The sequence below is a fragment of the Pseudomonas sp. NY11955 genome (genome assembly GCF_048068035.1).
GTDB lineage: Bacteria > Pseudomonadota > Gammaproteobacteria > Pseudomonadales > Pseudomonadaceae > Aquipseudomonas.
This window is the reverse complement of sequence record NZ_JBLUPS010000005.1, coordinates 289870-314193: the sequence shown is the minus strand read 5'-3', so window position 1 is coordinate 314193 and position 24324 is coordinate 289870. Positions and strand designations below refer to the sequence as shown.

Annotated in this window: 24 protein-coding genes and 1 tRNA gene; 17 read left to right on the top strand and 8 right to left on the bottom strand. The window is 63.0% G+C overall.

Annotated elements, in window-relative coordinates; genetic code table 11:
• Positions 1 to 31: 31 nt before the first annotated feature.
• Complete coding sequence (locus tag ACNFBR_RS12330; protein WP_416735156.1) at positions 32 to 838, top strand: HDOD domain-containing protein; 807 nt, start codon at positions 32 to 34, stop codon at positions 836 to 838.
• Positions 839 to 925: 87 nt separating this feature from the next.
• On the opposite strand, the gene ACNFBR_RS12325 is transcribed toward ACNFBR_RS12330, so the two are convergent.
• Positions 926 to 2305, bottom strand: a complete 1380-nt coding sequence (locus tag ACNFBR_RS12325; RefSeq protein WP_416735155.1) for a sensor histidine kinase — start codon at positions 2303 to 2305, stop codon at positions 926 to 928.
• Entirely contained in the window at positions 2298 to 2969 is a 672-nt protein-coding gene (locus tag ACNFBR_RS12320; protein WP_416735154.1) for a response regulator, read from the bottom strand. Before ACNFBR_RS12320 ends, ACNFBR_RS12325 begins: the two co-directional genes overlap by 8 nt.
• A 200-nt stretch (positions 2970 to 3169) precedes the next feature.
• On the opposite strand from ACNFBR_RS12320, the gene ACNFBR_RS12315 reads away from it, so the two are divergent.
• From ACNFBR_RS12315 to ACNFBR_RS12295, 5 genes are all read left to right on the top strand, one after another.
• Positions 3170 to 4459 (top strand): OprD family porin, encoded by a 1290-nt coding sequence (locus ACNFBR_RS12315; protein WP_416735153.1) that lies wholly within the window; start codon positions 3170 to 3172, stop codon positions 4457 to 4459.
• Positions 4460 to 4505: 46 nt separating this feature from the next.
• Positions 4506 to 5486: a Bug family tripartite tricarboxylate transporter substrate binding protein gene (locus tag ACNFBR_RS12310; RefSeq protein ID WP_086977956.1), complete on the top strand. Its 981-nt coding sequence runs from the start codon at positions 4506 to 4508 to the stop codon at positions 5484 to 5486.
• Between the two features lie 141 nt (positions 5487 to 5627).
• The gene (locus ACNFBR_RS12305) at positions 5628 to 6086 is read left to right on the top strand and encodes a tripartite tricarboxylate transporter TctB family protein (RefSeq protein ID WP_416735152.1); all 459 of its coding nucleotides are present in this window, start codon (positions 5628 to 5630) and stop codon (positions 6084 to 6086) included.
• A gap of 3 nt (positions 6087 to 6089) precedes the next feature.
• Positions 6090 to 7604, top strand: coding sequence for a tripartite tricarboxylate transporter permease (locus tag ACNFBR_RS12300; RefSeq protein WP_416735151.1), 1515 nt, complete (start codon positions 6090 to 6092; stop codon positions 7602 to 7604).
• On the top strand, positions 7597 to 8631 hold the full coding sequence (locus tag ACNFBR_RS12295) for an AbrB family transcriptional regulator (protein ID WP_416735150.1): 1035 nt from the start codon (positions 7597 to 7599) through the stop codon (positions 8629 to 8631). Before ACNFBR_RS12300 ends, ACNFBR_RS12295 begins: the two co-directional genes overlap by 8 nt.
• A 113-nt stretch (positions 8632 to 8744) precedes the next feature.
• On the opposite strand, the gene ung is transcribed toward ACNFBR_RS12295, so the two are convergent.
• Complete coding sequence (gene ung / locus ACNFBR_RS12290; protein ID WP_012273947.1) at positions 8745 to 9437, bottom strand: uracil-DNA glycosylase; 693 nt, start codon at positions 9435 to 9437, stop codon at positions 8745 to 8747.
• A 126-nt stretch (positions 9438 to 9563) separates the two neighbouring features.
• Between ung and ACNFBR_RS12285 the strand changes: the two genes are divergently transcribed.
• Entirely contained in the window at positions 9564 to 10670 is a 1107-nt protein-coding gene (locus ACNFBR_RS12285) for an enoyl-CoA hydratase/isomerase family protein (RefSeq protein ID WP_416735149.1), read from the top strand.
• Positions 10671 to 10713: 43 nt separating this feature from the next.
• On the opposite strand, the gene ACNFBR_RS12280 is transcribed toward ACNFBR_RS12285, so the two are convergent.
• Positions 10714 to 11163, bottom strand: a complete 450-nt coding sequence (locus ACNFBR_RS12280; RefSeq protein WP_416735148.1) for a hypothetical protein — start codon at positions 11161 to 11163, stop codon at positions 10714 to 10716.
• Between the two features lie 212 nt (positions 11164 to 11375).
• On the opposite strand from ACNFBR_RS12280, the gene ACNFBR_RS12275 reads away from it, so the two are divergent.
• The 9 genes from ACNFBR_RS12275 (at position 11376) to ACNFBR_RS12235 (ending at position 18835) form a co-directional block, all read left to right on the top strand.
• Positions 11376 to 12857 carry a diguanylate cyclase gene (locus tag ACNFBR_RS12275; protein WP_416735147.1) on the top strand — a complete coding sequence of 494 codons (1482 nt, stop codon included), beginning with the start codon at positions 11376 to 11378 and terminating at the stop codon, positions 12855 to 12857.
• The gene (locus tag ACNFBR_RS12270; RefSeq protein ID WP_416735146.1) at positions 12850 to 13062 is read left to right on the top strand and encodes a cysteine-rich CWC family protein; all 213 of its coding nucleotides are present in this window, start codon (positions 12850 to 12852) and stop codon (positions 13060 to 13062) included. The genes ACNFBR_RS12275 and ACNFBR_RS12270 overlap by 8 nt, the downstream gene beginning before the upstream one ends.
• Positions 13063 to 13071: 9 nt before the next feature.
• Complete coding sequence (locus tag ACNFBR_RS12265; RefSeq protein ID WP_416735145.1) at positions 13072 to 13764, top strand: pseudouridine synthase; 693 nt, start codon at positions 13072 to 13074, stop codon at positions 13762 to 13764.
• 448 nt (positions 13765 to 14212) lie between these two features.
• The gene (gene phaG / locus ACNFBR_RS12260) at positions 14213 to 15100 is read left to right on the top strand and encodes a (R)-3-hydroxydecanoyl-ACP:CoA transacylase (RefSeq protein WP_416735144.1); all 888 of its coding nucleotides are present in this window, start codon (positions 14213 to 14215) and stop codon (positions 15098 to 15100) included.
• Positions 15101 to 15211: 111 nt separating this feature from the next.
• Positions 15212 to 15285 (top strand) — tRNA-Gly (locus ACNFBR_RS12255).
• 165 nt (positions 15286 to 15450) lie between these two features.
• Positions 15451 to 17157 carry a SulP family inorganic anion transporter gene (locus ACNFBR_RS12250; protein ID WP_416735143.1) on the top strand — a complete coding sequence of 569 codons (1707 nt, stop codon included), beginning with the start codon at positions 15451 to 15453 and terminating at the stop codon, positions 17155 to 17157.
• 65 nt (positions 17158 to 17222) lie between these two features.
• Entirely contained in the window at positions 17223 to 17456 is a 234-nt protein-coding gene (locus tag ACNFBR_RS12245; RefSeq protein ID WP_416735256.1) for a type II toxin-antitoxin system RelE/ParE family toxin, read from the top strand.
• The gene (locus tag ACNFBR_RS12240; RefSeq protein ID WP_416735142.1) at positions 17453 to 17740 is read left to right on the top strand and encodes a helix-turn-helix domain-containing protein; all 288 of its coding nucleotides are present in this window, start codon (positions 17453 to 17455) and stop codon (positions 17738 to 17740) included. Before ACNFBR_RS12245 ends, ACNFBR_RS12240 begins: the two co-directional genes overlap by 4 nt.
• Positions 17741 to 17824: 84 nt before the next feature.
• Entirely contained in the window at positions 17825 to 18835 is a 1011-nt protein-coding gene (locus ACNFBR_RS12235; RefSeq protein ID WP_416735141.1) for a DUF4917 family protein, read from the top strand.
• A 20-nt stretch (positions 18836 to 18855) separates the two neighbouring features.
• On the opposite strand, the gene ACNFBR_RS12230 is transcribed toward ACNFBR_RS12235, so the two are convergent.
• From ACNFBR_RS12230 to ACNFBR_RS12215, 4 genes are all read right to left on the bottom strand, one after another.
• Positions 18856 to 19362, bottom strand: coding sequence for a helix-turn-helix transcriptional regulator (locus tag ACNFBR_RS12230; protein ID WP_416735140.1), 507 nt, complete (start codon positions 19360 to 19362; stop codon positions 18856 to 18858).
• Positions 19363 to 19367: 5 nt separating this feature from the next.
• Positions 19368 to 19643, bottom strand: a complete 276-nt coding sequence (locus ACNFBR_RS12225; RefSeq protein WP_416735139.1) for a hypothetical protein — start codon at positions 19641 to 19643, stop codon at positions 19368 to 19370.
• Between the two features lie 197 nt (positions 19644 to 19840).
• Entirely contained in the window at positions 19841 to 21055 is a 1215-nt protein-coding gene (locus ACNFBR_RS12220) for a class I SAM-dependent methyltransferase (RefSeq protein ID WP_416735138.1), read from the bottom strand.
• A gap of 62 nt (positions 21056 to 21117) precedes the next feature.
• On the bottom strand, positions 21118 to 21735 hold the full coding sequence (locus tag ACNFBR_RS12215; RefSeq protein ID WP_416735137.1) for a TPM domain-containing protein: 618 nt from the start codon (positions 21733 to 21735) through the stop codon (positions 21118 to 21120).
• A gap of 186 nt (positions 21736 to 21921) precedes the next feature.
• Between ACNFBR_RS12215 and bglX the strand changes: the two genes are divergently transcribed.
• Positions 21922 to 24213, top strand: a complete 2292-nt coding sequence (gene bglX, locus ACNFBR_RS12210) for a beta-glucosidase BglX (protein ID WP_416735136.1) — start codon at positions 21922 to 21924, stop codon at positions 24211 to 24213.
• Positions 24214 to 24324: the final 111 nt, after the last annotated feature.

Sequence of the window (24324 nt, the reverse complement as noted above, 5' to 3'; positions counted from 1 at the left end):
GGGCCGCACCACCACTGCGGTAGACATGCCCATGAACAAGCTGGCCGAGATGGTTCAAGCACAATTGCTCGACGCCATCGAAAAGGATGACCTGGTCCTGCCAACCCTGCCCGAGGTTGCCTTGAGCATCCGCGAGGCAGCGGAAGACAGCGAGATCAGCGTAGCGGCCCTGAGCAAGGTCATCGGTCGCGATGCGGCCCTATCAGCGCGCCTGATCAAGGTCGTCAACAGCCCGCTGCTGCGTGCGGCAGTCGAGGTTACCGACCTGCACACCGCCATCACACGGCTGGGTATCAACTACAGCTGCAACCTGGCCATCGGCCTGGTGATCGAGCAGATTTTCCATGCCCGTGCGCCGGCAGTCGAACAGAAACTGCGCGATATCTGGGCCAATAGCCTGGAAGTGGCAGGCATCAGCTACGAAATATGCCGCCGCTTTACACATCTCAAGCCTGACCAGGCCACCTTGGGCGGGCTGGTCAACCAGATTGGTGCATTGCCAGTGCTCATCTATGCCGAAGAGCACAACGAACTGCTGTCCGACCCGGTTTGCCTGCATTACGTGATCGAGCAGATCCAGCCAGTGCTGGGGGACAAGATTCTCAAGGCCTGGGAGTTTCCGGAGCAGTTGGTCAACCTGCCGAGCCAGGTTCAGGACCTGGACCGGCAAACCGACAAGGTCGACTACATCGACATCGTGCAGATCGCCCGCTGTATCAGCCAGCGCGGCCGCCACCGGCCGTTGGCGGCACTGCCGGCGTACCGCCATCTGGGGCTGCCGTTTGGCACCGAGCTGGAGGTGGATGAATTGCTTGAGGCGCGGAGCATGTTGCGCTGACCGGTGCGGGCCTGTTCCGGCCTCTTTGCGGGTGTCGCGTAGTCCAGCGGGAGCGGGTTTACCCACGAAGAGGCCCTGGCAGGATCATCAATCTGCGATAAAACTCACCCGCACCCGCAACCCGCCCTTCTCGCCATCATGCAGGCTGACCTGCGCCAGATGGGCCCGGCAGATTTCGCCAACAATCGCCAACCCAAGCCCACTGCCCTGGGCACTGCGGCGATAGAACCGCTCGAACACCCGCTCGCGTTCGGCCTCGGGAATACCTGGCCCGTCGTCTTCCACTTCCAGCACCGCCGGCGCCATTACCCGCAAAATCACATTGCCCCCCGCGGGCGTATGCGCCAGGGCATTGTCCACCAGGTTGCTCAACAGCTCGTTGAGCAGTGTCGGCTCACCCTTGAGCCACACCGGCGCCTCGGCCTCCAGCGCCAGCGCCACACCGCGCTTGTGCGCCAGGGGCGCCATGGCCATGCCCAGCTCACGGGCCAGCTGGCTCAGATCCAGACGCTGCGCGCCGCCTTCGGCAATCGCCCGCGCGCCATTCTCGACCCGCGCCAACGACAGCAGCTGGTTCGCCAGGTGGGTCAGCCTGTCGGTGCCCTGGGCCGCAGATTCCAAGGTCTGCCGCCACACCTGCGGCTCGGACGAGCGCAAGCCCAACTCGACCCGTGCCTTTAGCGCCGCCAGCGGCGTACGCAGTTCGTGGGCGGCGTCGGCAATGAATTGCGCCTGGCGCTCGAACTGGCCACGCAAACGCTCGGTAAAGTGGTTCAAGGCCCGCACCAACGGGCTCAGCTCACGCTGCACCTGCACCACCGGCAAGGCCCGCAGGTCGTCTGGCTGACGCTCTTCCACCGCGGTGCGCAGGCGCTCCAGCGGTCGCAACGCGGCACTCACGGCAAACCACACCATCACCAACGCCCCCAGTGCCAGCATGCCCAGGCGCAGCAGGGTATCGGCCATCAACCCTCGGGCCATGCGCACCCGCGCTTCCTCGGTTTCGGCCACGCGGATTTCCGCCATGCCGTTCATGTTCGGCTCGCTTACCGGCTTCAGCAGGCTGACCACGCGCACGTCCTGGCCCAGATAAGTGGCGTTGTAGAACCGCGCCAATGCCGGGTAGTCGTCGGTGCGCGGCGTGCCGGGCGGCGGTGGCGGCAGGTTCTCGTAGCCGGAAATCAGCCGCTGCTTGATATCCAGCACCTGGTAGTAGATGCGCCCGGCACTGTCGTAGGCGAACGTGTCCAGGGCTACGTAGGGCACATCCGCGCTCAACGAACCATCGCGTTGCGACAGGCCTGCGGCGATGGTTCGCGCCGAGGCCAGCAAGGTGCGATCGTAGGCGGTGTCGGCGGCTTCGCGGCCGTTCCAGTAGGCACTCAGGCCGCTGGCCAGCATCAGCACCACCAGCAGCAAGGCCAGGTTGCCCAGCAAGCGCCCGCGCAGGCTGCCGTTGTCACGCATCGCGGTGCTCGAGCAGGTAGCCCAGGCCACGGAAGGTGACGATAGCCACCGGGTGGCCGTCGAGTTTCTTGCGCAGCCGGTGGATGTAGATTTCGATGGCATCGGGGCTGGCCTCTTCGTCCAGCCCGAACACCTGGGCAGCCAACTGCTCTTTGCTCATCACCCGCCCCGGACGGGCGATCAGCGCTTGCAGCACGTTTTGTTCGCGCGAGGTCAGGGCCAGGTTATCGCCACCCAGGGTGAAGCGCCGGGTGTCCAGGTCGTATACCAGCGGCCCACAGCGCTGCTGGTGCTCGCCACCGAGCACACTGCGGCGCAGCAAGGCCTTGACCCTGGCTTCCAGCTCGGTCAGCTCGAACGGCTTGGCCAGGTAGTCGTCAGCGCCCAAATTCAGACCGTGGACACGGTCCTTGACGTCACTGCGCGCAGTCAACATCAGCACCGGCAAGGTCTTGCCACGACCGCGCAGGCGCGCCAGCACCTCGAAGCCGTCCATGCGCGGCAAGCCAACGTCCAACACGGCCACGGCGTATTCCTCGCTGGCCAGGGCCAAGTCGGCAGCCACGCCGTCATGCAGCACATCCACGGTCAGGCCGTGGCTTTTCAAGGCCAGGGCCACACTTTCGGCCAGTTGCAGGTGGTCTTCGACCAGCAGCACACGCATCGGATTCTCCCTGCTCGGGTGGGGCGGTGGCGCGGAGTGTACCGCTGTCGCCCAGCCTGTGAAGCCCCTTGTAACAAACCTTTCACGCTGAAAGGTTAGCGAAAGGTTGGTTGCCTAGCATCGCACCACGGTCGCTCTTCGCGCCGAAAAAAGCACCAGCAAGGTGCAACGAATAAGAACAATAAACGGAGTCATCGACGATGCTGTCATCGCAACCGCAGGCGTTCGCGCCTACCCGTTCCTTTGCCGCACGCCCCTCGGCCATCGCCAGCGCCCTTGCGCTTGCCGGTGTCGCCCCGATGAGCCAGGCCGCTTTCTTCGAAGACAGCACGGCCAGCTTCGAAACCCGCAACATGTACTTCAACCGCGACTTCCGTGACGGCACCAGCGCGCAGCAATCCAAGCGCGACGAATGGGCCCAGGGCTTCATTCTCAACTTCGAATCCGGCTACACCGATGGCACCGTGGGCTTTGGCCTGGACGCATTGGGCATGCTCGGCATCAAGCTCGACTCCAGCCCCGACCGCACCGACACCGGCCTGCTGCCGACCCACGATGACGGCAAGGCAGCCGACGAGTATTCCAAGCTGGGCCTGACCGGCAAGGTGAAGATCTCCCAGACCGAGCTCAAGATCGGCACCCTGATCCCCGAGCTGCCTACGCTGCAGCCCAACGACGGGCGCATCCTGCCGCAAACCTTCGAGGGCGGCCTGCTCACCTCCAAGGAAATCAAAGGCCTGACCTTCACCGGTGGCCGCCTGGACAAGGCCAAGGACCGCAACGACACCAACTGGGAAGACCTGGCGCTGAACAACAAGAACGGCCGCTTCGGTGGCACCTTCAGCGCCGACAACCTGGCCCTGGGCGGGCTTGACTACCAGTTCACCGACCGCATCACCGGCAGCTACCACTTCGCCCAGCTCGACGACATCTACCGCCAGCACTTCATCGGCATGGTCGCCACCCAACCATGGGGCCCAGGCACCTTCGGTGCCGACCTGCGCCTGGCCGTGAGCGACGACGCCGGCGCCGCCAAGGCCGGCAACATCGACAACACCACCTTCAACGGCATGCTCAGCTACGCCCTGGGCGGGCACAAGGTCAGCGCGGCCTGGCAGCAGCTGTCGGGCGACAGTGCCTTCCCCTATGTCGATGGCGCCGACCCCTACCTGGTCAACTTCGTCCAGATCAACGACTTCGCCGGTGCCGACGAACGCTCCTGGCAAGCGCGCTACGACTACAACTTCGCCGCGCTCGGCGTGCCTGGCCTGACCTTCATGACCCGCTACATCAGCGGTGACAACGTCAGCCGCGCGGCCGGCGGCGAAGGCAAAGAGTGGGAACGCAACACCGAACTGAAGTACGTGGTACAAAGCGGCCCGTTGAAGAACGTCGCCGTGCGCCTGCGCAACGCCACCTTCCGCTCCAACTTCGCCCGCGATGCCGACGAAGTCAGGCTGTTGGTCAGCTACAGCGTGGCGCTGTGGTAACCCCATAGCGGTAATCCAATAACAACAACGCTCACGGAGATTGACGATGACCTTTTCACTGCGCCGCCTCGTCCTCGCTACCGGCTGCCTGCTGCTGGCCGGCAACGCCCTCGCGGCAGAACCGAAACGCCCCGAATGCATCGCCCCCGCCTCGCCCGGCGGTGGTTTCGACCTGACCTGCAAGCTGGTGCAAAGCGCCCTGGTGCAGGAGAAGATCCTCAGCAAGCCGATGCGCGTCACCTACATGCCCGGCGGTGTCGGCGCGGTGGCCTACAACGCCGTGGTCGCCCAGCGCCCAGCCGACGCCGGCACCCTGGTGGCCTGGTCCAGCGGCTCGCTGCTGAACCTGGCCCAGGGCAAGTTCGGCCGTTTCGACGAAAACGCAGTGAAATGGCTGGCGGCCGTCGGCACCAGCTACGGTGCCATTGCCGTGAAAAGCGACTCGCCCTACAAAACCCTCGATGACCTGGTCGCAGCGTTGAAAAAAGACCCGAGCAAGGTGGTGATCGGCTCGGGCGGTACCGTCGGCAGCCAGGACTGGATGCAGACCGCGTTGATTGCCAAGGCCGCCGGCATCAACCCGCGCGACCTGCGCTACGTGGCCCTGGAAGGCGGTGGCGAAATCGCCACGGCGCTGCTGGGCGGCCATATCCAGGTTGGCTCGACCGACATCTCCGACTCCATGCCGCACATCCAGAGCGGCAACATGCGCATCCTCGCGGTGTTCTCGGAAAACCGCCTGGACGAGCCGGAAATGAAAGACATCCCTACCGCCAAGGAGCAAGGCTACGACATCGTCTGGCCGGTGGTGCGCGGCTTCTACCTGGGGCCGAAGGTGAGCGACGAGGACTACGCCTGGTGGAAGGCTTCGTTCGACAAGATGCTGGCCTCGCAAGACTTCGCCCAACTGCGTGACCAGCGCGAGCTGTTCCCGTTCGCCATGACCGGCGAAGAGCTGGACGGCTATGTGAAGAAGCAAGTGGCTGACTACAAGGCGCTGGCCAAGGAATTTGGCCTGATCCAGTAAGCCAACCACGATCTTTCACAGCTCCCTGTGGGAGCGGGCGTGCCCGCGAAGAAGGCACTGCGGTACATGGTACCGGCGTCGCCGGTGTTCGCGGCGGTTCGACGCCCCGACACGCCCACTCTCACGAACGAGGATTCCCCAATGATCCTGCAACGTGTATTCGCCCTGGCCCTGCTGGCGGTGTGCGCCGCCCTGGCCGTGATGGCCTGGCCCTACCAGGCAGCGTTTTCCTATGAACCGGTAGGTCCGCGCGCCTACCCACTGCTGATGCTCGGCCTGATGAGCCTGGGCCTTTTGTACCTGGTATTTCGTCCAACGCCCATCGTGCGCAAGGACGACGAGCCGGAACTGGACCGCGAGACCCTGACCAAGATCGCCGCCTGCGTCGGTCTGCTGATCGTTTTCGCCGCCACCTTCGAGCCCCTGGGCTTCATCCTCAGCGCCATCCTCGTTGGCCTGCCCATGGCCCGCCTGTATGGCGGCCGCTGGCTGCACAGCGCCATCGTGGTGGTCGGCATGAGCGTCTTCCTCTACTGGCTGTTCGACCGCGTGATGGATGTGCCCCTGCCCCTTGGCCTGCTGAGCGTACTGGAGAACTGACACATGGATACCTTGAGCTACCTGGGCCAGGGCTTCGGCGTTGCCCTGTCCCCCTACAACCTGGTCACCGCCCTCTCCGGCACCCTGATCGGTACCGTGGTCGGCCTGCTGCCGGGCCTTGGCCCGATCAACGGCGTGGCCCTGCTGATCCCTATCGCCTTTGCCCTCGGCCTGCCGCCGGAATCGGCACTGATCCTGTTGGCGGCGGTGTACCTGGGCTGCGAATACGGCGGGCGCATCAGTTCGATCCTGCTGAACATCCCCGGCGAAGCCTCGACCGTGATGACCACCCTCGACGGTTACCCGATGGCCCGCCAGGGCCTGGCCGGCGTGGCCCTGTCGCTGTCGGCCTGGAGCTCGTTCATCGGCGCCTTCATCGCTACCTGCGGCATGGTGCTGTTCGCCCCGTTGCTGGCGAAATGGGCCATCGCCTTCGGCCCGGCGGAGTACTTCGTGCTAATGGTGTTCGCCATCGTCGCGCTGGGCGGCATGGCCGGTGACAAACCCCTGAAAACCTTCATCGCCGCGCTGATCGGCCTGTTCCTGTCGGCGGTCGGCATCGACGCCAACAGCGGCGTGTACCGCTTCACCGGTGATAGCGTGCACCTGGCCGACGGCATTCAGTTCGTGGTCCTGGTGCTGGGCCTGTTCTCCATCAGCGAAATCCTCCTGCTGCTGGAAAAGACCCACCATGGCCACCAGGCGGTCAAGGCCACCGGCCGCATGCTGTTCAACCTCAAGGAAGCGGCCTCGGTGTTCGTGGTCAACATCCGTTGCGGCCTGCTCGGCTTCATCATGGGCGTGCTGCCGGGCGCCGGCGCGACGTTGGCCAGCGCCGTGGCCTACATGACCGAGAAACGCCTGGCGGGTGAAAGCGGCAAGTTCGGCAAGGGCGACGCCCGTGGCCTGGCCGCGCCGGAAACCGCCATTGGCGCGTCCTGCTGTGGCGCCTTGGTACCGATGCTGACCCTGGGCGTACCAGGCTCTGGCACCACCGCCGTGATGATCGGTGCCCTGACCCTGTACAACATCACCCCCGGCCCACTGCTGTTCGAACAGCAGCCGGACATCGTCTGGGGCCTGATCGCCTCGCTGTTCATCGCCAACATCATGCTGGTGATCCTCAACATCCCGATGATCCGCATCTTCACCCGCATCCTCGCCGTGCCGAACTGGGCGCTGGTGCCGGTGATCGCCATCATCACCGCGATCGGCGTGTATGCCGTGCATGCCACCACCTTCGACCTGTTCCTGATGGTTGGCATCGGCATCATGGGCTACATCCTGCGCAAGCTGGATTTCCCGCTGTCGCCAATCCTGCTCGGTTTCATCCTCGGCGGGCTGATGGAGCAGAACCTGCGCCGGGCGTTGTCGATCTCCAACGGTGAACTGGGCATCCTCTGGTCGAGCCCGATCAGCATGGGCGTCTGGGCGCTGGTGGTGCTGATGCTCGCCCTGCCGCTGCTGCGCACCTGGCGCAAACGCAGCCTGCAGCGCCGGGCCCTGGCCGATGCCTGATCGCTCGTTGCCGCTGTTTGTCGTGACCGGGCTGGTCGGCCTTGCTGGCGGTTTTGCCGCCAGCAAGGTCGGCTGGCCTTTGCCGTGGATGGTCGGTTCATTGCTGGCGATCATCCTGGTGCGCTGCCTGACGCCCTGGCAGCTGTCGGAAATCCCCAATGGTCGCAAATGCGGGCAGTGGATCATCGGTATCGGTATCGGCCTGCACTTCACGCCGGCGGTGATCGAGCAAGTGGCCAGCCATTTCGCGCTGATCTTCTTCGGTGCGTTGTTCACCACCCTGTCCAGCGTGATCAGTGTGTGGCTGCTGCGGCGTACCGGCGAAGACCGCGCTACAGCGTTTTTTGCCAGCATGCCCGGCGGTTCGGGGGAGATGGTCAACCTTGGGGCGCGTAATGGCGCAGTGCTCAGCCAGGTGGCGGCAGCGCAGAGCTTGCGTGTGCTGGCAGTGGTGCTGTGCGTGCCGGCGCTGTTCAAGTTCTTGCTGGGTGACGGGGTGCCGCTGAACCACACCGGCAGCGTGAGCTGGGGCTGGTTGGCCCTGATTGCCCCGCTGGGCGTTGCCGTTGCGTTGCTCTGGCAGCGTTTGCGCCAACCCAACCCTTGGCTGTTCGGGCCATTGCTGGTAGCGGCCACGGTGAGCCTGGCTGGCAACCTGCAAATCGCCCTGCCCAACGGTGCCAGCCAGATCGGCCAGTGGCTGATCGGCAGCGGCCTGGCCTGTCACTTCAACCGTGCGTTCTTCCGCCGCGCACCGTCGTTTCTCGGGCGTACCCTGCTGGCCACGGCGCTGTGCATGGCGATTGCCGGTAGCGCTGCCTGGGTGCTGAGTGTAATGACGGCGCTGGACTTGCGTTCGCTGACACTGGGGATGATGCCGGGAGGGATTGCCGAGATGAGCCTGACGGCGGAGACCCTGCAGTTGTCGGTACCGTTGGTGACGGCGCTGCAGGTGATGCGCTTGCTGTTCGTGCTGTTTCTGGCGGAGCCGTTGTTCCGCTTGTGGAATGCACGTTCTGAGCAATAACTGATAAACCGCGTCGCCTGCTTCGCGAGCTTGCCCGCTCCCATAGGGTTGTGCAGCCCATACCTGTGGGAGCGGGCAAGCCCGCGAAACAGGCGACGCGGTGTTTCAGGTCATCACAGCGGCGGCAACGCCCAGTTGATCGGCGCCATGCCCCGTTGTTCGAGGAAGCTGTTGGTCCGGCTGAAATGCCCACAGCCGAGGAACCCACGGTACGCCGACAATGGCGACGGGTGCACCGACTTCAGCACCAGGTGCTTGGTCCCATCGATCAGCTTCTGCTTGCTCTGCGCATGGGCGCCCCACAGCAGGAACACCACATTCGGACACTGCTCGCTGACCACCTGAATGACGCGGTCGGTGAAGAACTCCCAGCCCTTCTTGGCATGCGATGCCGCATTCGCACGCTCCACGGTCATGGTGGTGTTGAGCAGCAACACGCCCTGCTCGGCCCAGCTCTGCAGGTAGCCGTGGCTGGCGATCGGGATGTTCAAGTCGCGCTGCAGCTCTTTGTAGATATTGACCAGCGACGGTGGCGTGGCCACGCCCGGTTGCACCGAGAAGCACAAGCCATGCGCCTGGCCCGGCCCGTGGTAGGGGTCCTGGCCGAGAATGACCACCTTTACCTGGTCCAGCGGTGTCGAATTGAGCGCATTGAAGATCAGCGGCCCTGGCGGGTAGATCTCCTTGCCGGCCGCGTACTCGCCACGCAGGAACTCGCGCAGCTGATGCATGTAGGGCTGGTCGAATTCGCCGCGCAATGCGGCTTTCCAGCTGGGTTCGAGTTTGATGCGATCGTCGTCAGTCATGGGGCCTTCCATAAACAATGGCGCGACACTAGGTAAGCCCTTCCCGCTTGTCAAACGATCCGACCGACGACCGGCATGATCGGCCAGGCAAGCCATACTTGAGCGATGACTTGCGAGAGGTAGTCCATGGCCATTCATTGCGAGGTACTCACCGGCGCCGATGGCGCCCGCATCGGCATCGCCACCCTGGATGCGCCCAAGGCGCTCAATGCCCTGAACCTGCCAATGATCGAGGTGCTGGGCGAACAACTGCATGCCTGGGCCCGCGACCCGGGCGTCGTCTGCGTGCTGCTGCGCGGCAACGGTGCCAAAGCCTTTTGCGCGGGTGGCGATGTACGGGCGCTGGTGCAAGCCTGCCGTGACCATCCCGGCAGTGTGCCGCCGCTGGCGGCCACCTTCTTCGCTGCCGAATACCGCCTGGACTTTGCCCTGCACACCTACCCCAAACCCTTGCTGTGCTGGGGCCATGGGCATGTGCTGGGCGGCGGCATGGGGCTGCTGCAAGGCGCCAATGTACGCATCGTCACGCCCAGCAGCCGCCTGGCCATGCCGGAAATCAGCATCGGCTTGTACCCTGACGTGGGCGCCAGCTGGTTCCTGGCCAGGCTGCCGGGCAAGCTGGGTTTGTTCCTCGGCCTGACCGGTGCACCGATCAACGCTCGCGACGCCCTTGACCTGGGGCTGGCCGACCGCTTTCTGGGTGAGCATCAGCAGGAAGCCTTGATCGAGGAGTTGCTGCAACTGAACTGGCAAGAACAAACTGGCGTGCAACTGAACAGCCTGCTCAAGGCCGAACAGCATCGGGCCTGCGCCGAACTGCCCGAGGCCCAATGGCTGCCGCGACGGCAGGTGATCGATCAGTTGCTCGACGTGGCCGATGCAGCCTCGGCCTGGCGCGCGCTGGAAAGGCTCAAGCAGCATGACGACCCCTTGCTGGCAGATGCCGGGCAACGGCTGCACGAAGGCTGCCCACTGACGGCGCATCTGGTCTGGGAGCAGATCCGCCGGGCGCGGTACCTGTCGTTGGCGCAAGTGTTCCAGATGGAATACAGCATGAGCCTGAACTGCTGCCGCCATCCTGAATTCAGCGAAGGCGTGCGCGCACGTCTGCTGGACAAGGACAACCAGCCGCGCTGGCACTGGCCGGATGTGGCACAGGTGCCCGCGGCGGTGGTCGAGGCGCATTTTGCCAAGGCGTGGGAGGGACGGCACCCGTTGGCGGATCTGGGTTAGTTTCAAGAATCCGGGGCGCCAAGCGCCCCGGCATTCAGCTCAACTAACGCTGCCAGTTGCCCCCTTGCCCTTGCCCCTGACCACGCCGGCCATCCCAACGCCCGCCGCCATTGCCCTGCCCGTTGGAATGCCAGTCGCCACGCTGGTAACGCTGGCTGCCATCGCGATAGTCATGGCGGTCCCGGTCACGCCCATAGTCATTACGCTGGCGGTTGCCGTAGTCATAGCGCGGGTTGCCGTGCCACCGGTTCATCCCAGGTTGCGGTTGAGGCCGGTAATACGGCGCCGGGTGGTAGTAGTAACGCGGTGCCGGCTGGTAGTAATAGCGTGGTTGTGGCGCTACGTAGTAGCGGTCATAGCGGTAATACCCCGGCGCCACATAGCGATCGGTGGAGTAGTAATCCGAACGGTAATAGCCCCCGCTCTCGTAGTACGGCGCGCAGGCGGAAGTCATCAGCCCCAGCAGGGCGATCAACAGAATTCGATAGGACATGGCGGCCTCCTGGACCGCTGAAGTGCCCGAACAGCGGCGCTGGCGAGCATCGATGCAGAAAGCGTTCATCGACACTGAATAAGACAGTGGCGCCAAGGTGCAGTGCCATTTCTGCAACAATTTGATACAGGTGCAATAACCCTGAAAAACTTGCAGTTATTTGCCGGTCATCTCACTAGAATGGGCGGCTGGGCACACATCATGGGAAGATCATGCCATTACGTTCCGCTCTGTTCTCGCAGCGCTCGCTGATCTTTGCGCTGTTGCTGCTACTGGCCTGCGGCTTCCTCGCCACTTCACTGCTCAGCTACTTCGCCTCGCGCAGCGCCATCCGCGACGGCATCGTCAATACCGAATTGCCGCTGACCTCCGACACGGTCTACTCGGAAATCCAGAAAGACCTGATTCGCCCCGTGCTGATCGCCTCGATGATGGCCCAGGACACCTTCCTGCGCGACTGGGTGCTGTCCGGCGAGCAGGATACCGGGCGCATGACCCGCTACCTGGGCGAAGTCATGGGCAAGCAGGACACCTTCACTTCATTTTTCGTGTCCGACCGCACGCTGACCTACTACCAGGCCAAAGGCGTACTCAAACAGGTTGAGCCAGGCAACTGGCGCGATGCCTGGTATTTCCGTCTGCGTCAGCTCAAGGCCCCCTACGAGATCAACGTCGACCTGGACATGGCCAACCACGACAGCTTGACCGTGTTCATCAACTACCAGGTGCATGACTATCAGCAGCGCTTCATCGGCGCTGCCGGGGTAGGGCTGAGCGTGTCGTCGGTGGTCAAGCTGATCGACCAGTATCAACGCCGCTACCAACGCGCGGTGCTGTTCACCGATGCCAATGGCAAGGTGCTGCTGACCGGTTCCGAAGGTGGCCCGCATGGCTTGCGGGTTGGTCAGCCTTTGCGCGACAACCCCGAATTGAACGAGGTGCTGGCCGAGCAACGGGTGCCAGGCGAAGGCAGCCACGAGTACCGTGACAGCGAAAACCACAGCCACTTCCTCAACGTGCGGCACCTGCCCGAACTGGACTGGTACCTGCTGGTGGACAAGCGCGAAACCGGCGCCCTCGACCGCATTCGCCACTCCCTGTACCTGAACCTGGCGATCTGCACCATGATCACCCTGGTGGTGCTGGCGTTGGTGCATGCCATGGTCCGCCGTCATCAGGCCAGCACCGAAGCCCTGGCCACTCTCGACAGCCTCACCGGCCTGCCCAACCGGCGCAGCTTCGACCTGCTTGCGGCCCAGGCGCTGCACGAAGCCCAACGCGACAGCGGCCCACTGGTGGCCTTGCTGATCGACCTGGACCACTTCAAGGCGCTGAACGACGCCCACGGCCACCTGGCAGGCGACGAAGTGCTGCGCCAATTCGCCAATGTGCTGCAAGGCAGCCTGCGCCAGTCGGATATACTGTGCCGCTGGGGCGGAGAGGAATTCATCGTGTTGCTGCGTGAAGCCGAAGGCCGTCAGGCCATCGAGGTGGCGGAAAAAATCCGCCGGCGCACCGAACAGCTGACCTTCAGCTACGACGACCAGCCGTTGCGCCTGACCACCAGCATCGGCCTGAGCAGCCTGCAACCGGGTGATACCCTGCACGCCCTGCTGACCCGCGCCGACCGCGCGCTTTATCGTGCCAAGCAGGCCGGCCGCAACCGTGTCTGCAGTGAAACCCGCCATGAATGAAAGCCAACACTGCCCCGCTTGCGGTGCCCTCAACCACTGCAGCCTGGCCGACCCGCGCCGCGCCACGCAAGCCTGCTGGTGCTACAGCGTCAGTATCGATCCTGCGGTGCTCCAGGCCTTGCCGGCCGAGCTGCGTGACAAAGCCTGCCTGTGCCCGCGCTGCGCTGCCGTTGAAGAACAACTCCAATCAACCACGCCCCACTGAGCGGCTTCGATGCGCCTCGACCGATTCCTTGCCAACCTGCCCAGCCACAACCGTCAGCAAGCCCGCCTGATGCTGGCGCAACGCCGCGTGCGGGTGGACGGCCAGGTCGTCAGCGACCCGCTTGCCGAAGTGCGTGAGTTCAGCCGCGTGGAGCTGGACGAGCAACTGCTGCAGGCCGGGCGCCCGGCCCGCTACCTGATGCTGCACAAGCCCACTGGCTGCGTCAGCGCCACCCATGACCCGCAACACCCAACCGTGCTCGACCTGCTGCCCGCGGCGTTGCGTGACGACCTGCACATCGCCGGGCGCCTGGACTTCAACACCACCGGCCTGATGATCCTGACCAACGATGGCCAGTGGTCGCGGCGCCTGACCCAGCCAGCCACCAAGCTGCCCAAGCACTACCTGGTGGAAACCGAGGACGAGATTGGCGAGCATTATGAAGCCAAGTTCCGTGAGGGCTTCTACTTCGCCTTCGAAGACCTCACCACCCTGCCCGCCCAGTTGGACATCCTTGGCCCGCGCCAGGCCCGACTGGCGATCGTCGAAGGGCGTTATCACCAGGTCAAGCGCATGTTCGGGTTCTTCGACAACAAGGTGGTGGGGTTGCATCGGGAGAGCATGGGCGCAATCTGTCTGGACCCAGATTTGGCGCCCGGGGAGTTTCGTGAACTGACGGCTGATGAAATAGCCACTGTCTAGGCTGCCTGTTCTGGCCTCTTCGCGGGTAAACCCGCTCCCACAGGAGGTCCACTGTCACTGGGTACAGTGCAATACCTGTGGGAGCGGGTTTACCCGCGAAGAGGCCGGAACAGACGGTGCGGAGTCGTCATACGACCGCTCAGCGACAAAAGTCACAAATTCTCCCGAACGGCACTTGCAGGATCCCAGCCCCACTGCTTGAATCCAAATCGTCAGTCTGCATGTGACTACCAAGTCACGCCCGCAGTCGAAGACACCTTTTGCCGGCCACCCAGGGCCTCGATGCCTTGGGGCACGGCGAATTGCCCGCCAAAAACAATACCGTCGACGCACGTGCCAAGGATCGACACAGGGCCCCCCGGTTTCTCTTCAGGCAAATGCCTACCTGTCATAAAGAACGTGCACCCTAGGTGACGCGAATACCCTTTTTGCGCCAGGAGTCGATGACATGAGGCCAGAAATCGCTGTACTTGATATCCAAGGTCAGTATCGGGTTTACACGGAGTTCTATCGCGCGGATGCGGCCGAGAACACGATCATCTTGATCAACGGTTCGCTGGCCACCACGGCCTCGTTCGCCCAAACGGTACGTAACCTGCACCCGCAGTTCAACGTAGTGCTGTTCGACCAGCCGTATGCCGGCAAGTCCAAGCCGCACAACCGTCAGGAACGGCTGATCAGCAAGGAGACCGAGGCGCATATCCTCCTTGAGCTGATCGAGCACTTCCAGGCAGACCACGTGATGTCTTTCTCGTGGGGCGGCGCAAGCACGCTGCTGGCGCTGGCGCACCAGCCGCGGTGCGTGAAGAAGGCAGTGGTGAGTTCGTTCTCGCCGGTGATCAACGAGCCGATGCGCGACTACCTGGACCGTGGCTGCCAGTACCTGGCCGCCTGCGACCGTTATCAGGTCGGCAACCTGGTCAACGACACCATCGGCAAGCACCTGCCGTCACTGTTCAAGCGCTTCAACTACCGCCATGTGAGCAGCCTGGACAGCCACGAGTACGCGCAGATGCACTTCCACATCAACGAGGTGCTGCATCACGACCTGGAACGTGCGCTGGATGGCGCGCGCAATATCGACATTCCGGTGCTGTTCATCAACGGCGACCGCGACGAGTACACCACGGTCGAAGATGCGCGGCAGTTCAGCAAGCATGTGGGCCGCAGCCAGTTCAGCGTGATCCGCGACGCGGGCCACTTCCTGGATATGGAAACCAAGGCCGCCTGCGAAGACACCCGTAGTGTCATGCTGGGGTTCCTCAAACCAGCCGTGCGTGAAGCCCGTCAACGTTACCAGCCTGTTCAACAGGGGCAGCATGCATTGGCCATCTGAGCAGCTCGGCGTCCTGTAGCTGATACCCGCAAGCCATGGGGCGCCGACAAGCTTTTTTATAACTTGGGCTTCTAATTCGTTGAGGGTTCTGGTAAAAAGTCGAGCTCAGATGCGGGTATAGTTTAGTGGCAAAACGAAAGCTTCCCAAGCTTTAGTTGAGGGTTCGATTCCCTCTACCCGCTCCACATCGCATTCCCGCATGGCGTTCCAGTAACGTCATCGCAGTCAAAAGGAGCCTTGGCTCCTTTTTTCGTTTCTACCCTCCCAGTTTGATCTGGCCCATGGCCAACTGCCTGCCGATCCGCTTCAATGCGTAGATGGTTACGTGAAGCATTTCGAAAGGACGACGCATGTTTCTCTCCCGCTGGCTACCGGGCCTTGCCAACCTGCTGCACTACCGCCGCGAATGGCTCCACGCCGACATCCAGGCCGGGCTCTCGGTTGCGGCCATTCAAATCCCCATCGCCATCGCCTACGCGCAGATCGTCGGCCTGCCGCCACAATATGGCCTGTACGCCTGCGTACTGCCGATGATGGTCTACGCCCTGATCGGCAGCTCGCGCCAACTGATGGTCGGCCCCGACGCCGCTACCTGCGCGATGATTGCCGGCGCCGTTGCGCCGCTGGCCATGGGCGACCCGCAGCGCATTGTCGAGCTGTCGGTGATCGTCACCGTGCTGGTCGGGGTGATGCTGATCGCCGCCGGCCTGGCGCGGGCCGGGTTCATCGCCAGCTTCTTCTCGCGGCCAATCCTGATCGGCTACCTCAACGGTATCGGCCTGAGCCTGATCGCCGGGCAACTGTCCAAGGTGGTGGGCTTCAAGATCGAGGGCGATGGTTTCATCCTCAGCCTGATCAACTTCGTCCAGCGCCTGGGCGAAATCCACTGGGTAACATTGATCATCGGCCTGGCCGCCCTGGGCCTGCTGATCTGGCTGCCACGGCGCTACCCGCGCCTGCCCGCAGCCCTTACGGTGGTGGCGCTGTTCATGCTGCTGGTCGGCCTGTTCGGCCTTGATCGCTTCGGCGTTGCCATCCTCGGCCCGGTACCTGCCGGTATCCCGCAACTGGCCTGGCCGCACAGCAACCTGGCGGAAATGAAGAGCCTGTTGCGCGACGCCCTGGGTATCGCCACCGTCAGCTTCTGCAGCGCCATGCTCACCGCGCGCAGCTTTGCCGCCCGGCATGGCTATGCCATCAACGCCAACCACGAATTCGTCGCCCTGGGCGTGAGCAACCTGGCCGCCGGGGTTTCCCAGGGCTTTGCCATCAGCGGTGCCGACTCGCGCACGGCGGTCAACGACATGGTCGGTGGCAAAAGCCAGCTGGTGGGTATCATCGCTGCGCTGGTGATCGCCCTGATCCTGCTGTTCTTCACCGCGCCTATGGCGTGGATCCCGCAGGCGGCGCTGGGCGCCGTGCTGTTGATGGCCGGCTGGGGGCTGATCGACATCAAGTCGCTGGGGCGCATCCGCCGCCTTAGCCGCTTCGAGTTCTGGTTGTGCCTGCTGACCACGGCGGGCGTGCTGGGCCTGGGCGTGCTGCCCGGCATCGTGTTCGCCGTGACCCTGGCAATCCTGCGCCTGCTCTACAGCATCTATCAGCCCACCGATGCCGTGCTGGGCTGGCTGCCGGGCACAGAAGGCCAGGTCGACATCCGCAAGTTCAAGGACGCGCGCACCGTACCTGGCCTGGTGGTGTACCGTTTCGACGACGCCATCCTGTTCTTCAACGCCGACTACTTCAAGATGCGCCTGCTGGAAGCCGTGCAAAGCCAAAACCTGCCAAAAGCCGTGCTGTTCGATGCCGAAGCGGTGACCAGCATCGATGTCAGCGGCATCGCCGCCCTGCGCGAAGTGCGCGACACCTTGGCGGCACAAGGCATCTTCTTCGCCATCGCGCGCGCACGGGGTACCTTCCTGCGCATGCTGGTGCGCTCGGGGATGGCGCGAGAGATGGAAGACAAGCTGCTGTTCGGCTCGGTGCGGGCAGGGATCCGCGCCTATCGGGTTTGGCGCAACAGAAATCGAAGTGTGCAAACGGCTGAACAAGGCTGAAGGGAGCAATGTCGCCGCCGCTTCAGCGTCTTCAAAGACAAGGACTACGTGGCACTCAGAAAGGGATGATCGGCTATTTGCGAGCAGATTCGCTAGCCTCGCTGTCCTGGTCTGAAAAATGGCCGGTCGCCGCAAAGGGTCACGGAAAACGCGGCGGTGCCAGGGTCATCTACTACCACTTCCTACCCAGCTCACAGATAGCCATGCTCTACATCTACTGCAAAAACGAGCAGGCCGACCTCTCCACCGAACAGCGCAAGGCGCTGAAGTCCATCATTGAACGCTGGAGGCATGCATGAACCGTTTTTTTGACGAGCTGTTGGAGAGTGTTCATCAGATGGACGAAATCGTTCAAGGCAGATGCTTGCCATCTCGCGAATTCGAAATCGATGCGCTTCAGGTGCGTAACATCCGCATGGCAACAGGGCTCACACAAGCACGCTTTGCCGAAATGATCGATGTTCAGGTTGCAACGTTAAGGAACTGGGAACAAGGGCGACGAGAACCTACCGGGCCAGCCAAGGCACTACTGCGCGCAATACGTAATGATCCCGATCATGTGCTCAAAGCCCTTGCCCACTGAAAGAGCCCTGCCTGGCCCCCTCGTTCATCTCGCACGACATGCTAAAGTCGCCCCCGCTTCCCGCTCCACCCAACGGACCCCAGTATGCCCGCACTCGACGCCACCCTCACCTCCTGGCCAGCACTCGCCGCCCGCCACCCCTGCGACGCCCTGCTGCTGGGCAACGGCGCCAGCCGCGCAGTGTGGAAACCGTTCGGCTACTTCTCGCTGTTCGAGCAAGCGCAACGCGCCGGCCGCAAGAAAGGCCTGGCCATCAGTGACCAGGCGCTGTTCAAGTCCTTGGGCACGGAACTGTTCGAGCCGGTACTCAGTGCCCTCAACACCACCGTACGCACCAACGCGGCACTGGCCATCAACTCCACCGCGCCGCTGAACCGCTACTACTCGATCAAGGAAGCGCTGATCCACGCCGTGCGCACTGTGCACCTGCCCTGGCCACTGATGCCTGCCATCACCCTGGCCGCGATCAATCAGGCCCTGCGCGGCTACCGCAGCATCTACACCAGCAACTACGACCTGCTGCTGCCATGGGCCGTGCAACATGCCCCGCAGGGCTTCGCCGAACTGTTCGACGAGCAAGGTTACTTCGACGTGCGCCGTACCCACAGCGAAGGCACCCGAGTGCTGCACTTGCATGGCGGCCTGCACCTGCTCAAGCTGCCCGACGGCACCACCCGCCAACGCAGCGCCGAAAGTGCCGAACTGCTCGATGGGTTTGCCGTGAACATCCCGGGTGAAGTGCCACTGTTCGTCAACGAAGACCGCAGCGACGAAAAACTGCGCGCCATCCGCCACTCGGACTACCTCAGCTGGTGCCTGGGGGAGCTGGCACGGGAAAGCCAGGGGCTATGCCTGTTCGGGCAGCATCTGGACAGCAGCGACCAACACCTGCTCGAAGCCATTCGCCAGGCTCGACCGAAACAGCTATCGATTGCCATCCGGCCGGTGAGCGAGGCTTCGGTGATCAACCAGAAGCAGCATTTTGTTGATCGGTTCGGCGATTTGCCGGGGACGATGCTGCACTTCTTCGATGCCAGCACGCATCCGTTGGGGCTGGCGGCGTTAGCTATCGAGGCACCACTAACCCGTAGATGAAGTGGACGTGAAGCTTGAACTCAATGGGTGAATCCAGGCTCGCCGAAGACACGTTTGTATGAACTTGAAACATTGACAGCCATCGCTGTGCGAGCCAGTTCCAATGTGCCCTGAGCAATCGAATAGCTGCCTCGCTCCTGCAACCAGAGCAAAATGTCGGCAAGGTGCCAAAGGGAAGTGCTGCCGTCGTGAACAGGTGCAGGGAAACTCATTGAATGCGCCAGCATCAATTTCCGCATGTTTTGCCGAGACACGCCGATAATCTCAGCCACATCGGTAAGCCCTACTAGGTCGGGGGTCGCTTCGATGAGGCGAGCCGTCGGAACAACCCTGACAACGTCATGAAGCGCGCTCTCGACAGCCTGTTTCGCGGAAGTGGATTCGCGGATGAATGCCAGTGCCATTCGACCCGGCTGACCTACGCCAACCAACGCATCATCACATCCGCCTTCAGCCAGACGCTCTAATAATGCATCGATATCTTCGTTCTCGCTCAATTGATACTTCAGGGTGAACTCGTACTCCATTGCGATTACTCCTTACCAGCATTCGGCGCGTCAGCGGCTTTCCTGCTGCCCGAACAGTTGTCGACCACACGCCTTAGCTGTCGAGCAAAATTGCCAGCACTCTTCGGCGAACTCCATACGCTGACAATGCAGTATTCCCCACATCGGCAATCGGCATCATTGACAGGGCAATACATCTTTCCCCAACAGTGCCCACCACCTACTACGATTTCCCATCCCTGTGATTCTGCGTGCCTCAAGTCCTGCTCGACCTCTTTCTTGGCGTGGCTGGGGCGTGCCATCAGCTTTCTCCAGTGTGGGCCGGCTACCTTGTAGTTGTCAAATGACAACCTGGCCGCGTGACAAGCATTCACGCCACACTACAGAAAGGTAAATGCAAGAACTCGCCGCGAAGCGTAAATGGGAATTCCCCTACATGTATTTGGGACTCCTACCCAAAGCGCGTTTCGAGCAGACCAGCCGTTACATGCAGCGACCGTCAAAGCAACCCATCCGCCCGCAACAACGTCTCCAGGCAATGCTCCTGCACCCCGTAGAACGCCTTGAGCTGGGCGATTTTCTCCAGCAATGCGCCGTTGTCCACCGCCTGCCGCCGCTTCACCGCAAGAATCATCTTGTTCTTGTTGGTGTGCTCCAGCGAGATGAACTCGAACACTTTGGTTTCGTAACCGCAGGCTTCCAGGTACAGCGCGCGCAGGCTGTCGGTGAGCATTTCGGCCTGCTGGCCCAGGTGCAGGCCATACTGCAGCATCGGTTGCAGCAGCCCTGGGCTGTGCAGTTGCGGGCGGATCTGTTTGTGGCAGCACGGCGAGCACATGATGATCGCGGCGTTGCAGCGGATGCCGGTGTGAATGGCGTAGTCGGTGGCGATGTCGCAGGCATGCAGGGCGATCATCACCTCGATGGCCGCAGGCACTACGCTGCGTACGTCACCACACTGGAACTCCAGCCCTGAGTGCTCAAGGCGCGAGGCGGCGGCGTTGCACAGGTCGACCATGTCCTGGCGCAACTCCACGCCAGTCACCTGTGCATCGCGGCCCAGACTGTTGCGCAGGTAGTCATGCATGGCGAAGGTCAGGTAACCCTTGCCCGAACCGAAGTCGGCGACCCGCAGCGCCTGCTGCGCCGGCACCGGCGCGCTGGCCAGGGCGTGGTCGAAGACCTCGATGAACTTGTTGATCTGCTTCCACTTGCGCGACATGGACGGGATCAACGCGCCTTGTGCGTCGGTCACACCCAGGTCGCGCAGGAACGGCCGCGACAGCTCCAGGTAGCGCTTTTTCTCGCGGTCATGGCCGCTGCCCGTAGCGGCTTCGCGCGGTGCTTGTGCGCCGTGACGCTGGAGCATCGGCTTGCCCTTCTTGCTGAACGTCAGTTGCACTTCACCGTCAGCGTCGAACAGATGGGCATTGCGGAAGCTGTCCGACAGCAGCTCGGCGACCAGCGTCTGGGCCTGATCGAGCGGCAGGTTGCGGGTGATGTCGCGGGTCTGGTGGCGATAGACCAGCGACAGGCACGGCTGCCCCTTGACCTGCAATGGCTTGGCAATGATCCGTTGCAAGGTCTGGTCGGCACCGACATGGCGCGCCAGCACCAGCTTGACCAACGTGTTGCCGTCCAAGGCAGCGTTCAGCAGGTCGAGAAACTGGGCGCGCGCATCTGGCGCGGAGGGAACAGCAGTACTGGCGGACATGGAGAAACGGTGCCTCGAATAGCGGGAAGCGCATTCTACACCCTATGCTGCCGGCTTCCGACTCAATCGAGAATCACCAAGCGGTTGGGCAGCTCGTTGCGCGCATGAGTCGGCGGCACATGCTCGCTCAGCAGCTCGCCGCAGGCCTCGATGCACTCGACAAAGCCCTGCAAGGTCCGGCCTTGACGCACCTGCTCGGCAAAGCGGGCGACGATGGCCGCGCGGGCGGTGCTGTCCAGGCAGTGCTCGATACCGTGGTCGACCAGGATCTCCACATGCCGCTCCGCCTCGCTGACAAAGATCAGCACGCCCGTGGCGCCAGCAGTACGCTGTAAGTTCTGCTCGCGAAACTGCTGCCGGGCCAGGCGCCGGGCACGCCAGCGGCGCAGGCCGCGGGGGATCAGCCAGCCGGCCAGGCGCGGGTTGCGCAGCAGCAGGCACAAGCCGACAAACAGCAGCACATTGGCCACCAGCAAGCCTCGCTCGCCCGGCCAGCCCAGCAACCAGTGCAACAGCCCCGGCACGGCCAGTGCCAGCACGGCAGCCCAGAACAACGGCCAATAGGCGTAATCGTCGGCACGCCGGGCCAGCACCGTCACCAGTTCGGCATCGGTACGCCGTTCGGCACGGGCAATGGCTTCGGCGATCTGCCGCTGATGGTATTCGTCGAAAGGGGTCATGCCGTCGGTCTCTTGAGCGTTCTTATAGTTGTTGTCCCGGCACTCGGGGCTTCATCCGCAAGCGACATATTCAGGCATAATCCGCCGCTGGAAGAAATGCCTGCAAATCGTACAACAATAGCCGCCTGAAAACTTCGGTCGCGCACGTATCACCGTGGATACGGCAGAGGCCTCACAACGGAATTGATGATGAAACTGTCTTTGCTGGGCCTGGCCATGGGCCTTGCCAGTCAGGCGGCCCTCGCCGCCCCCACCGCCCCGCCCCTGCAGGACAAGCAGGCATTCATCGACCATCTGATCAGCCAGATGACCGAAGCCGAGAAGATCGGCCAGTTGCGCCTGATCAGCATCGGCCCGGAAATGCCCCACGACAAGATCCGCGAGGAAATTGCCGCCGGCCGCATCGGCGGCACCTTCAACTCACGCACCGCCCCCGAAAACCGGCCGATGCAGGACGCGGCCATGCGCAGCCGCCTGAAGATCCCGATGTTCTTCGCCTACGATACCGTCCACGGCGAACGCACCATCTTCCCCATCGGCCTAGGCATGGCCGCCACCTGGGACATGGACGCCGTCGCCAAGGTCGGTCGCACCGCCGCCATCGAAGCCTCGGCCGACGCCCTGGACATGACCTTCGCACCGATGGTCGACATCGCCCGTGACCCGCGCTGGGGCCGCACCAGTGAAGGCTTCGGCGAAGACACTTACCTGACCTCGAAAATCGGCCAGGTGATGGTGCGCTCGTTCCAGGGCAGCAGCCCGGCCAACCCCGACAGCATCATGGCCATCGTCAAGCACTTCGCCCTGTATGGCGCAGTCGAAGGCGGGCGCGACTACAACACGGTCGATATGAGCCTGCCGAAAATGTACAACGACTACCTGCCGCCCTACCGCGCCGCCCTCGATGCGGGTGCCGGCGGGGTCATGGTGGCGCTGAACTCGATCAACGGCGTGCCGGCCACCTCCAACACCTGGCTGATGAACGACCTGCTGCGCAAGGAGTGGGGCTTCAAGGGCGTGACCATCAGCGACCACGGCGCCATCCAGGAACTGATTCGCCACGGCGTCGCCCGCGACGGCCGTGAAGCCGCCAAGCTGGCGATCAAGGCCGGCATCGACATGAGCATGAACGACACCCTGTACGGCGAAGAGCTGCCGGGCCTGCTGAAGTCCGGCGAAGTCACCCAGCGCGAGTTGGACCAGGCGGTGCGTGAAGTGCTGGGTGCCAAGTACGACATGGGCCTGTTCAAGGACCCGTACGTACGCATCGGCAAAGCCGAAAACGACCTGAAGGACTACTACGGCAACGACCGCCTGCACCGCGAAGCCGCGCGTGACGTGGCACGCCGCAGCCTGGTGTTGCTGGAAAACCGCAACCAGACCCTGCCACTGAAAAAGGCCGGCACCATTGCCTTGGTCGGCCCGCTGGCCGATGCCCCGATCGACATGATGGGCAGCTGGGCCGCCGACGGCAAACCCGTGCACTCGGTGACCGTGCGCGAAGGCCTGCGCCGCGCCGTGGAAGGCAAGGCCAAGCTGGTCTACGCCAAAGGCTCCAACGTCACGGGCGACAAGGCGATCTTCGATTACTTGAACTTCCTCAACTTCGATGCCCCGGAAATCGTCGACGACCCACGCCCGCCTGCGGTGCTGATCGATGAGGCGGTCAAGGCGGCCAAGCAGTCCGATGTGATCGTGGCAGTGGTCGGCGAGTCCCGCGGCATGTCCCACGAATCGTCCAGCCGTACCACCCTGGAGATCCCGGCCAGCCAGCGCGAGCTGATCAAGGCCCTCAAGGCCACCGGCAAACCGCTGGTACTGGTGCTGATGAACGGCCGCCCGCTGTCGATCGGCTGGGAGCGTGAACAGGCCGATGCCATCCTCGAGACCTGGTTCGCCGGTACCGAGGGCGGCAATGCCATCGCCGATGTGCTGTTTGGTGATTACAACCCGTCCGGCAAGCTGGCCATCACCTTCCCACGCTCGGTCGGGCAGATCCCGATGTACTACAACCATACCCGTATCGGCCGGCCGTTCACGCCAGGCAAGCCGGGCAACTACACCTCGCAGTACTTCGAAGAACCCAACGGGCCGCTGTACCCGTTCGGCTATGGCCTGAGCTACAGCAGCTTCGAGCTGTCGGGCCTGAAGCTGTCGAGCAAGGACCTCAAGCGCGGCGATACGCTGGAAGCCAAGGTAACGGTCCAGAACACCGGCAAGGTTGCAGGCGAGACGGTGGTGCAGCTGTACCTGCAGGATGTGTCGGCGTCGATGAGCCGCCCGGTGAAGGAGCTGAAGAACTTCCAGAAGCTGATGCTCAAGCCGGGTGAAACCCGCACATTGACATTCCGCATCAGCGAGGACGACCTGAAGTTCTACAATGGCCAGTTGCAGCGGGTTGCCGAGCCAGGTGAGTTCAATGTCCAGGTAGGGTTGGATTCCCAGGCGGTACAGCAGCAGAGCTTTGAACTGCTGTAACTGAAAGGTCGCCTGTACCGGCCCTTTCGCGGGCCTGCCCGCTCCCACAGGTACTGCACAGGTCCATCGGGCCGTGAGAATCCTGTGGGAGCGGGCAAGCCCGTGAAGCGG

Coding starts and splice junctions, on each gene's coding strand:
- ACNFBR_RS12240 (WP_416735142.1), top strand. CDS start 17,453: ATGAACCGTTTTTTTGACGAGCTGTTGGAGAGTGTTCATCAGATGGAC.
- ACNFBR_RS12280 (WP_416735148.1), bottom strand. CDS start 11,163: ATGTCCTATCGAATTCTGTTGATCGCCCTGCTGGGGCTGATGACTTCC.
- ACNFBR_RS12295 (WP_416735150.1), top strand. CDS start 7,597: ATGCCTGATCGCTCGTTGCCGCTGTTTGTCGTGACCGGGCTGGTCGGC.
- ACNFBR_RS12225 (WP_416735139.1), bottom strand. CDS start 19,643: ATGGCACGCCCCAGCCACGCCAAGAAAGAGGTCGAGCAGGACTTGAGG.
- ACNFBR_RS12300 (WP_416735151.1), top strand. CDS start 6,090: ATGGATACCTTGAGCTACCTGGGCCAGGGCTTCGGCGTTGCCCTGTCC.
- phaG (WP_416735144.1), top strand. CDS start 14,213: ATGAGGCCAGAAATCGCTGTACTTGATATCCAAGGTCAGTATCGGGTT.
- ACNFBR_RS12245 (WP_416735256.1), top strand. CDS start 17,223: ATGATCGGCTATTTGCGAGCAGATTCGCTAGCCTCGCTGTCCTGGTCT.
- ACNFBR_RS12235 (WP_416735141.1), top strand. CDS start 17,825: ATGCCCGCACTCGACGCCACCCTCACCTCCTGGCCAGCACTCGCCGCC.
- ACNFBR_RS12250 (WP_416735143.1), top strand. CDS start 15,451: ATGTTTCTCTCCCGCTGGCTACCGGGCCTTGCCAACCTGCTGCACTAC.
- ACNFBR_RS12215 (WP_416735137.1), bottom strand. CDS start 21,735: ATGACCCCTTTCGACGAATACCATCAGCGGCAGATCGCCGAAGCCATT.
- ACNFBR_RS12270 (WP_416735146.1), top strand. CDS start 12,850: ATGAATGAAAGCCAACACTGCCCCGCTTGCGGTGCCCTCAACCACTGC.
- ACNFBR_RS12285 (WP_416735149.1), top strand. CDS start 9,564: ATGGCCATTCATTGCGAGGTACTCACCGGCGCCGATGGCGCCCGCATC.
- ACNFBR_RS12310 (WP_086977956.1), top strand. CDS start 4,506: ATGACCTTTTCACTGCGCCGCCTCGTCCTCGCTACCGGCTGCCTGCTG.
- ACNFBR_RS12315 (WP_416735153.1), top strand. CDS start 3,170: ATGCTGTCATCGCAACCGCAGGCGTTCGCGCCTACCCGTTCCTTTGCC.
- ACNFBR_RS12230 (WP_416735140.1), bottom strand. CDS start 19,362: ATGGAGTACGAGTTCACCCTGAAGTATCAATTGAGCGAGAACGAAGAT.
- ACNFBR_RS12325 (WP_416735155.1), bottom strand. CDS start 2,305: ATGCGTGACAACGGCAGCCTGCGCGGGCGCTTGCTGGGCAACCTGGCC.
- ACNFBR_RS12330 (WP_416735156.1), top strand. CDS start 32: ATGAACAAGCTGGCCGAGATGGTTCAAGCACAATTGCTCGACGCCATC.
- ACNFBR_RS12305 (WP_416735152.1), top strand. CDS start 5,628: ATGATCCTGCAACGTGTATTCGCCCTGGCCCTGCTGGCGGTGTGCGCC.
- ACNFBR_RS12220 (WP_416735138.1), bottom strand. CDS start 21,055: ATGTCCGCCAGTACTGCTGTTCCCTCCGCGCCAGATGCGCGCGCCCAG.
- bglX (WP_416735136.1), top strand. CDS start 21,922: ATGATGAAACTGTCTTTGCTGGGCCTGGCCATGGGCCTTGCCAGTCAG.
- ACNFBR_RS12265 (WP_416735145.1), top strand. CDS start 13,072: ATGCGCCTCGACCGATTCCTTGCCAACCTGCCCAGCCACAACCGTCAG.
- ung (WP_012273947.1), bottom strand. CDS start 9,437: ATGACTGACGACGATCGCATCAAACTCGAACCCAGCTGGAAAGCCGCA.
- ACNFBR_RS12320 (WP_416735154.1), bottom strand. CDS start 2,969: ATGCGTGTGCTGCTGGTCGAAGACCACCTGCAACTGGCCGAAAGTGTG.
- ACNFBR_RS12275 (WP_416735147.1), top strand. CDS start 11,376: ATGCCATTACGTTCCGCTCTGTTCTCGCAGCGCTCGCTGATCTTTGCG.